Annotated in this window: 8 protein-coding genes; 3 read left to right on the top strand and 5 right to left on the bottom strand. The window is 68.2% G+C overall.

Annotated features, from left to right (window positions below):
* Window positions 1-216: 216 nt before the first annotated feature.
* Window positions 217-750, top strand: coding sequence for a cytochrome b (locus tag X946_RS29420; RefSeq protein WP_038755526.1), 534 nt, complete (start codon window positions 217-219; stop codon window positions 748-750).
* A gap of 278 nt (window positions 751-1028) precedes the next feature.
* Here X946_RS29420 and X946_RS29415 read toward each other — a convergent pair whose 3' ends face one another.
* From X946_RS29415 to X946_RS29395, 5 genes are all read right to left on the bottom strand, one after another.
* On the bottom strand, window positions 1029-3053 hold the full coding sequence (locus X946_RS29415; protein ID WP_052145230.1) for a family 2A encapsulin nanocompartment cargo protein cysteine desulfurase: 2025 nt from the start codon (window positions 3051-3053) through the stop codon (window positions 1029-1031).
* Entirely contained in the window at window positions 3028-3960 is a 933-nt protein-coding gene (locus tag X946_RS29410; RefSeq protein ID WP_038755522.1) for a family 2A encapsulin nanocompartment shell protein, read from the bottom strand. Before X946_RS29410 ends, X946_RS29415 begins: the two co-directional genes overlap by 26 nt.
* Window positions 3961-4081: 121 nt before the next feature.
* Complete coding sequence (locus X946_RS29405; RefSeq protein WP_038755520.1) at window positions 4082-4369, bottom strand: helix-turn-helix domain-containing protein; 288 nt, start codon at window positions 4367-4369, stop codon at window positions 4082-4084.
* A complete protein-coding gene (gene epsC / locus X946_RS29400) occupies window positions 4369-5364 on the bottom strand; it encodes a serine O-acetyltransferase EpsC (RefSeq protein ID WP_038755518.1) in 996 nt (331 codons plus the stop codon). The genes X946_RS29405 and epsC overlap by 1 nt, the downstream gene beginning before the upstream one ends.
* 107 nt (window positions 5365-5471) lie before the next feature.
* Window positions 5472-5939, bottom strand: a complete 468-nt coding sequence (locus X946_RS29395; protein ID WP_038755516.1) for a rhodanese-like domain-containing protein — start codon at window positions 5937-5939, stop codon at window positions 5472-5474.
* 384 nt (window positions 5940-6323) lie between these two features.
* On the opposite strand from X946_RS29395, the gene X946_RS29390 reads away from it, so the two are divergent.
* On the top strand, window positions 6324-8420 hold the full coding sequence (locus X946_RS29390; RefSeq protein ID WP_038755514.1) for a prolyl oligopeptidase family serine peptidase: 2097 nt from the start codon (window positions 6324-6326) through the stop codon (window positions 8418-8420).
* Between the two features lie 206 nt (window positions 8421-8626).
* The coding region (locus tag X946_RS34860; protein ID WP_152611873.1) for a hypothetical protein at window positions 8627-9055 on the top strand (429 nt) is incomplete at its 3' end.

Raw genomic sequence — 9055 nt, 5'->3', positions numbered from 1 at the left:
GATCAAGGTCATCAAGCGCAGGGCCTACGGGTACCGTGACGAGGAGTACTTCTTCCTCAAGATCCGCGCCGCGTTCCCCGGAATTCCGCGATGAACCTTAAGATTTCCATAAGAATCGGCCGCCATAATCGATCGAGCCCGGTAATGTACGACGGCGCACGACACGTCGCGCCGACCGATCCCTACGAACGGCTTACCTATATGACGATCCGCGCGATGACACACGCCCCCCGAACGCCAGCTCGCTACGACCTGCTCAGCCGCATCCTGCACTGGAGCGTTGCCGCGCTCGTGCTCGCTCAATTCGTGCTCGGCTGGACGATGCCCGACGTGCACGGTACGGCGCCGCCCGCCGGCCTCGTCGCCTGGCATGCCGCGCTCGGCACCGCACTGATCGCCGTCATTGCGGCGCGCGCGCTGTGGTCGATCGTGCGCCGCAGTCCGCCCGCGCATCAGCAGGGCGCGCTTCTGTCACTCGCGGCGAGCGCGGTTCACAAGCTGCTGTACGCCGCGCTGATCGCCGTGCCGCTGCTCGGCTGGCTGAATGCGAACGGCCGCACGTGGCAATTGAAGCTCGCGGGCATCGTCCCGCTGCCGACGATCGCATCGCCGCATTCGCTCGGCGCGAGCATCGGCGAATGGCACAGCCTGTCGGCGACGCTCTTCATCGTGCTGATCGGCATGCATGCGCTCGCGGCGCTCGTTCATCGCTTCGTGATGAAGGATGGCGCGTTCGAACGGATGATCTGATCGCGACGCGCGGCGGTCGATCAAGCGTCGAGCCGCCGCGTGCGCAACGACCACGCGGAGTGATGTCGTGGCGGCGAGGATCGGCCGGCTGCAGGCTCGTGGCCGGCGCGGCCCTCGCCGCCTGCATCGCTCTCTTCGACCCGGCTCGCGCCGGGTCTTTTTTTCGTATGTCGAATCAACCGGAAGCCGGGCCTCGAGTTGTTCGTCGATGCGGCAGCCGGCCCGGTCGTTTCGCGCGAATCGACCGAGCCGGCATCGTCACGATGTGGCGCGCGGGGCTACCCGCGTCGCGCCGCGAGCCCTCGCACCACATCGACCATCGCATCGACCTCGTCGCACGTGTTGTAGAAAGCAAGCGACGGACGCACCGTCGCTTCGAGTCCGAAGCGACGCAGGATCGGCTGCGCGCAGTGATGCCCGGAGCGCACGGCGATGCCCTCCTCGTTCAGCGCCCGCCCGACTTCTTCCGTCTCGTAGCCCTTCAGCACGAATGACAGCACGCTCGCCTTGTCGCGTGCGGTGCCGACCAGCCGCACGCCCGGCACCGGCGCGAGCACGCCCGTCGCATAGGCAAGCAGATCGTGCTCGTAGCGCGCGATGTTCTCGATGCCGACGCGCGTCACATATTCGAGCGCCGCACCGAGCCCGACCGCGTCGGCGATGTTGCCCGTTCCCGCCTCGAAACGGTTCGGCGGCGGCTGGAACACGGTGCGCTCGAACGTCACGTCCGCGATCATGTTGCCGCCTCCCTGCCACGGCGGCATGTCGTCGAGCAGCGCGCGCTTGCCGTACACGACGCCGATGCCGGTCGGCCCGTAGATCTTGTGCCCGGAGAACACGAAGAAGTCGGCATCGAGCGCCTGCACGTCGACACGCATGTGCGAAATCGACTGCGCGCCGTCGACGAGCGCCTTCGCTCCCGCGCGATGCGCGAGCTCGACGATCTCCTTCACCGGCACGACCGTGCCGAGCGCATTCGACACCTGCGTGACGGAGACGATCTTCGTGCGGTCGTTGAGCAGCTTCCGGTACTCGTCGAGCAATACCTGCCCCGTGTCGTCGACGGGAATCACGCGCAGCGTCGCCCCCTTCGATGCGGCCAGTTGCTGCCACGGCACGATGTTCGCATGATGCTCGAGATGCGACACGACGATCTCGTCGCCTTCGCCGACGTTCCGGACTCCCCACGTTTTCGCGATCAGGTTGATCGCCTCCGTCGTGCCGCGCACGAACACGATCTCGTCCGGCGACGCCGCGCCGATGAAGCGCTGCACGGTCGCGCGCGCATGCTCGTACGCGTCGGTCGCGCGCCCCGCGAGCGTATGCGCGGCGCGGTGGATGTTCGAATTCTCGTGCGCGTAGAAGTAGGCGAGACGGTCGATCACCGCTTGCGGCTTGTGCGTCGTCGCCGCGTTGTCGAACCAGACAAGCGGTTTGCCGTTCACCCGTTCGGAGAGGATCGGGAAGTCGCGGCGAATCGCGTTGACGTCGAACGGCGGATGCGCGCCGGCTCCGGGCGAATGCGAAGCCGCGGGCCGCGCATCGTCGATGAAGTAGCGCGACGCGCCGTGTCGATCGGCCTGCGGCCGCTGAATCGGCAGCAGGTCGCGCAGCGCCTGCTCGTCCGGCAGGCCGAACGCGCGCGGCGACGCGATGCCGTCCTGCGGCACGACGATCTGCGCGGCGTCGCGCTGCCAGCCGTGCGATGCGCGGTCGACGAAGTAATACGGCGAAGACGACGATGCGAACGCAGACGGCATCGCCGTCGCGGACGCGTCGGTTGCCGATTGCGTGGCGACGGCCTCCTGCACGGGCGGCACGCCGAGTGCGGCACCGCCCGCGCGCGGCTCGAGCGCCGGCGCGATCGCTACGACGTTGTCCGGCAATCCGTTTTGCGCCGCCGCGTGCGGCGCGAGCGCGGGCGCGCGATTGCCGAGCGACAGCACGTGCGTCGGCGCGGGCGCGAGGTTCGCGCCGGGCACCTTGCCGGGCGGCGCACCGACGCCCGGCATGCCCGTGCCGGTGCCGCCGGGCCCGGCGAGCGGCGAGCCCGCCGGCGCGGGATTCGACGCCGACGCGAGAAGCGGCGCGGCGGCCGGCAGCGCCGACGGCACGCCGCCGACCGCGCCGCTTCCCGCGCCGACGTCGGGCGCGGCGGATTGCCCCGGCAACGCCGCGAGAAACTCGGACGCGAGGCGCGCGAGCGTCGCCGGATCGGGCAATCCGGCAGGCAGCGGCGCGTGCGGCGGCGCGACGCTCGAGGCGCTCGCGGCAGGATTAACGGTAGGTGTCGGGATAGTCATGGTACTTGCCGATCTCCACGTCATCGAGGACAGCCAGCGCATCCGGCGAATGGACGGCGAGCGAGCAGTACAGCGAAATCAGATACGACGCGATCGCCTGATTGTTGATCCCCATGAACCGAACCGACAGGCCCGGCCCCTGCTCGCCCGCGACGCCCGGCTGATAGAGGCCGACGACGCCCTGCCGCTTGTCGCCGACGCGCAGCAGCAGGATTTTCGTCTTGCCGTCGGCAACCGGCACCTTGTCCGACGGAATCAGCGGAATGCCGCGCCACGTCAGGAACTGCGAGCCGAACAGGCTCGTGGTCGGCGGCGGCACGCCGCGCCGCGTGCATTCGCGGCCGAACGCGGCGACCGCGAGCGGGTGCGTGAGGAAGAACGCAGGCTCCTTCCACACTTTCGTCAGCAATTCGTCAAGATCGTCGGGCGTCGGCGCGCCCGTCAGCGGAAACACGCGCTGCTCTTCCGCGACGTTCGCGAGCAGCCCGTAATCGGGGTTGTTGATCAGCTGGCTTTCCTGCAGTTCCTTGATCGTCTCGATCGTCAGGCGCAGTTGCTCCTTGATCTGATCGTGCGGACTGCTATAGAGATCGGAGATTCGCGTGTGAACGTCGAGCACCGTGCTCACTGCGTTCAGGAAGTATTCGCGCGGCGCTTCCTCGTACGGCACGAAGGTGCTCGGCAGCGCGCCCTCGTCCTCGCGCGCGGTGCAGGCGGCCCGCACCGCTTCCGGGTTCTTCACCTGATTCAGACGATAGATGCCGGCCTCGACGGGCACCCATTGCAGCAGGTGCGTCAGCCAGCGCGGCGTGATCGTGGAAAGCTGCGGAACAGTCTTGGTGGCATTGGCGAGTTGCCGTGCTGCGTTGTCGCCGAGCGCCGTCTGGCCGCTCACTATCGTCGACATAGAGGACTCCGGGGGCTATAGAACTAAATCTGGAATGCTTATCAGCAGAACGCATTATCGAGACGCCATTTGGGCGGCTCAACATGCTATAGACGCCAATTCGGGGAGATCGAACAGGGATTCAGCGCGCGGTCGACAGCGACGCGTTCGATGCCGGCGACACGCCGAATCCTTGCGACGCGGCCTCGGATACGTCGACGCCGGAGGACAACAGCCGCGCGATCGGCACGCCGAACGCGCGCGCGAGCTTCTCGACGGTGACGATCGAAGCGATCGCGGTGCCGCGCTCGATCTCGCCGACGTACGAGCGGTTCAAGCCCGCATGCTCGGCGAGTTGCTCCTGCGACCACGCGCGCGCCTCGCGCAACTGGCGAATCGCCGCGCCGAAACGTTGGACGAGCGCCGTCATCACAGCGCTCCCGCGGCGGAAAGCGCCGTGTCGCTTGCGCCGTTCGCGCCATTCGCGCCCGGCACGCCAGCCGGCGCGTCGGCCAGCCGCGCCGGATCGCTGCGCGTGACGGCCTGCGTGACATGGCTGCCCGGCGCGACGTCCTGCGTGATCCAGACGTTGCCGCCGATCACCGCGCCCTTACCGATCGTCACGCGGCCGAGAATCGTCGCGCCCGCGTAGATGACGACGTCGTCTTCGACGATCGGATGGCGCGCGAGGCCTTTTTCGAGATGTCCGGATGCGTCCCGCGGAAAGCGCTTCGCACCCAGCGTGACCGCCTGATAGACGCGCACGCGCTCGCCGATGATCGCCGTCTCGCCAATCACGACGCCCGTGCCGTGGTCGATGAAGAAGCCGCCGCCGATCTGCGCGCCGGGGTGAATGTCGATCCCCGTCTGCGCATGCGCATGCTCCGCGACGATGCGCGCGAGGAGCGGCAATTCGAGGCGGTACAGCTCGTGCGCGAGCCGGTGGTGAATCATCGCGAGGACGCCCGGGTAGCAGAGCAGCACCTCGTCGACGCTGCCCGCGGCCGGATCGCCATGAAACGCGGCGAGCACGTCGCTGTCGAGCAGCGCGCGGATCGCGGGCAGGCGCGCGGCGAACGCGCGCACCGCGGCGTCGGTCTTCGCTTCGATCGCGGCCTCGGCCTGCGCGCTCGCGTCGTGCCGCCCCTTGTAGCGCAGCTCGAGCCGCGCCTGCGCGAGGAGCGCGTGCAGCGCGTCGTCGAGCGCATGGCTCACGTAGAAATTTTCGCTCTCCTGCCTAAGATCGGGCGGCCCGAGCCGCATCGGAAACAGCACGCCCTTCAGCGTTTCGACGATGCTCGCGAGCGCCTCTCGCGCCGGCAATTCGCGCCCGCCCGGCTCGAGCGAGCGGCGCTGCACTTCGCGCCAGCGCTGGCGCACGGTTTGAAGCGATTGAACGATGTCGTCGATGTCGAATACCGCCACGGCTGCCGCTCCTTGTTGCTTCTCGTTGTTTCTCGTTGCTGGCTGACTGCTGCTCGCTACTCACGGGCGGTCGATGCCGGTTGCCGCACCGGAACCGACCGCATCGGTCAACTCTGCTGCCACGGCAACCCGTGCGATCGCCAGCCGTTGATCGCGCCGCGATGGCCCGCATCGTCGAGCTCGCCCTCGAAGCCTTCGAGCACGTTGAAGACTTGCGTGAAGCCCGCCTTCGCCGCCGCTTCCGCGGCGAGCGCCGAACGGTTGCCGCTGCGGCACAGCAGCAGCACGGCCGCGTCCTTGCCCGTCTTCGCTTCGAGCTCGCGCGCGAAGCGCGGGTTGCGCGTGAGGCTCGTGCCGGTCGCCCAGGGCACGTGCAGACTGTCCGGCACGTGGCCGACGAACGCGCGCTCCTCCGCGGTGCGCACGTCGACGAGCCGCGCGGCGCCGGCCGTGACGAGCGCCCATGCGTCGCGAGGCGATATGCCGCCCGCATACGGCAAGCCCGCCGCGCGCGCGGCTTCGCGTGCGGCTTCGAGCACCGCATGTGTGGAGCGTTCTTCGAGTTCAACCGTCATGGCGTCTCCTTGTGGGTATCGCGCATCGTGCACGAGACATGGGCCGGGCTCGACGGCGAGCGCTGTCCGAGCGCCGTCTATAGCCATCAAGGCTCCACTATGAAAGAGCCGCCGCAAAAGCCGAACCAATTATTTTTCATTTCGAAATGAGGCCGGGCATGCGGGAGATAGTCGCGATGTCGGATTGATTCGGGCGGGAAGCGCGACACGTGCGACGCCGGCGCTCGTCGTACTCACTTACGACGAAAGCGCGCGCGCGTCGCTCGCGCACGCCGCGGCAACGCGCTCGCGCGAAGGACGCTCGGGCCGTCGGCCCAGCAATCGAAGCGCAGGCACATCACGCCTTACGCTACCATTACACGCAACGCTCATTGTGAATACGCCATGCCTCATGCTTCCTGGCCTGATCAGGCCGATCCGTACCGCTTCCTCGAAGAACTGGAAAGCCCCGCGAGCGTCGACTGGGTCGACGCGCAGAATGCGCGCACGCACGGCGCGCCATGGCTCGACGGCGCACGCTACCGCGCGCTCGTCGAGCGCTTCACGAAGGCGCTGCTGCCTCGCGAGCGGCCCGTGATCCCGCAGCGCTGGCAAGCGTGGGCCTACGACGTATGGCAGGACGAGCGCCATCCGAAAGGCCTGTGGCGGCGCGCGCCGTGGGCGAGCTGGCGCAGCGGCCGCGCCGAGTGGCAGACGCTGATCGATCTCGACGCGCTCGGCGCGGCGGAAGACGTTCAATGGGTGTTCGACGGCGAGCTCATCCTCGAGCCGGACGGCGATCGCGCGCTGATCGTGCTGTCCGACGGCGGCGCCGATGCGGTCGTCGTGCGCGAGTTCGATATCGAGCAGCGCCGGTTCGTCGACGGCGGCTTCTCGATCGAGGCGGCCGGCAAACATTCGATCGAATGGATCGATCGCGACACGGTCTATGTCGGCTGGGACAACGGCGGCCCGAGCGTCACGCGCTCCGGCTATCCGCGCGAAGTCAGGCGCTGGACGCGCGGCACCCTGCTATCGGACGCGCCCGTCGTGTTTCGCGGCGCACGCGGCGACATCTCCGTCGACGCGCAATACGATCCGGTCGATCGGCACCACATGATCGAGCAGGCGATCAACTTCTACGACGCGAATACGTATCGCCTCGGCGACGACGGCGCATGGATTCGCTACGACGCCCCGGCGCACGTCGAGGTCGGCTACTGGAACGGTTGGCTGCTGCTCCAGCCGAGGCTCGACTGGACCTGCGGCGGCGCGCGCTACGCGGGCGGCAGCCTGCTCGCGATCCGGGAAGATGCGTTCGTCGCGGGCGAGCGCGCGTTCGCTACGTTGTTCGAGCCGAACGATCGCACGTCGGCGTGCGGCTGGACGCACACTCGCCGCTACCTGCTGGTGTCGTGGCTCGACGACGTGCTCACGCGCACGCTGCTCTGGCTGCCCGAGCAGCAGGACGACGGCGCCTGGCGCTGGCGCGCGCGCCCGTTCCCGGCGCGCGGGCTCGCGCAGGTCGACGTGTCGCCCGTCGAGCCGACGTTCGATGACGAGGTGTACGTGAGCGTCGGCGATTACCTGACGCCGCCCGAATACTCGCTCGCCGACCTCGCCGACGACGACCTGTCGGCATGGACGCTGCTCGATCGCTGGCCGGCCCAATTCGATGCATCCACGCTGACGGTGCGGCGCGAACATGCGCGCTCGCGCGACGGCACGCTGGTGCCGTATACGCTGGTCGGCCCGCGCGACGCATTGGACGATGCGGGTCGCGCACCGCGTCCGTGCCTGCTGTACGGCTACGGCGGCTTCGCGATTGCGCTCACACCGGACTACGATCCGCTGCTCGGCATCGGCTGGCTCGAAAAAGGCGGCATCGCTGTCTTCGCGCATATTCGCGGCGGCGGCGAATTCGGCACGCGATGGCACGAAGCGGCGCGACAAACGGAGCGGCAGCGCTCGTTCGACGATTTCATCGCCGTCGCCGAAAGGCTCGTGGCGGACGGCGTGACGACGGCCGGGCAGCTCGGCATCCGCGGCGGCAGCAACGGCGGCTTGCTGGTGGCGGCATGCATGATCCAGCGCCCGGACCTGTTCGGCGCGGTGGTGAGCGACGTGCCGCTGCTCGACATGCAGCGCTATCCGCACTTGCATGCGGGCGCGTCGTGGCTCGACGAATTTGGCGATCCTGACGATCCCGGCCATGCGCCGACGCTCACGGCATACTCGCCGTATCATCGAGTCGCGCACGACGTTGCATATCCGCCGGCGCTCTTCACGACGTCGACGAGCGACGATCGCGTGCATCCCGCGCATGCTCGGAAGATGGTCGCGCGCATGCATGCGCAAGGGCACCGGAACGTATGGCTGCTCGAAAAAACCGATGGCGGCCACGGCAGCGCCGACGCAATCGACACGGCCGAGCACGAAGCGATCGGATATGAGTTCCTCTGGGGCCACTTGTCCCGCGACGCGAAGGACCGGCGCGAGTAAATCGCCATGAGAAGACGGGCGGGCGTTCGGCGTCCCGCCGCCCCGGCGCTCGCGGCGCGGCTCCGGGCGGCCGCGTTCGCTTCAGAAGCTTGCCGGGACGAACGTGACTTCGTCGCGAGATGCATATGCGGGATCGCGGATTCGTCGCCGGATTTCCCGTGTTGCCAAGCGCGCGTATCCGATGATGCCAAGACGAACGAAGTCGATTGGCTTCGTTCGTCTTGGGCGAGCGCACCGTTGGAGCGCTCGCCTTCCGCGTCGCGCGTCGGCCATGCCCTGTTCGCGCTGCGCTTCACGACTTCACGTCGTTCCCGCTCCGTCACGAAGGCAACCGCGCCGCATCGCTCGACGAACAAGTCGCCTGCAATCGCGAATCGAGCGCGAATCGACCATCGACATGCTTCGTCATCCGTACGATTGAAGCGCATCGCACCCGCATCGCGATGTCACCGCGCGGCGGGCGGCTCGCGATCGCCGCCGGCAATGCGGCGATCGCGCCCGACGAACATTCGCCCCGCCCCGTCGTTCGACATGCTGCGAGCGCCTCGTCACCGGCCGCCGTCGTTCTCCCGAATCACCGCCTCCGCCGCCGCGTCGGCCTCGCCCGCATACCCGTCGTGCACCTGCGTGCGCAA

The sequence above is a fragment of the Burkholderia sp. ABCPW 111 genome (genome assembly GCF_000773065.1).
GTDB classification, from domain to species: Bacteria; Pseudomonadota; Gammaproteobacteria; order Burkholderiales; family Burkholderiaceae; genus Burkholderia; species Burkholderia savannae.
The sequence above is the reverse complement of the archived record's forward strand: the minus strand, read 5'-3'. Positions and strand labels throughout refer to the sequence as shown.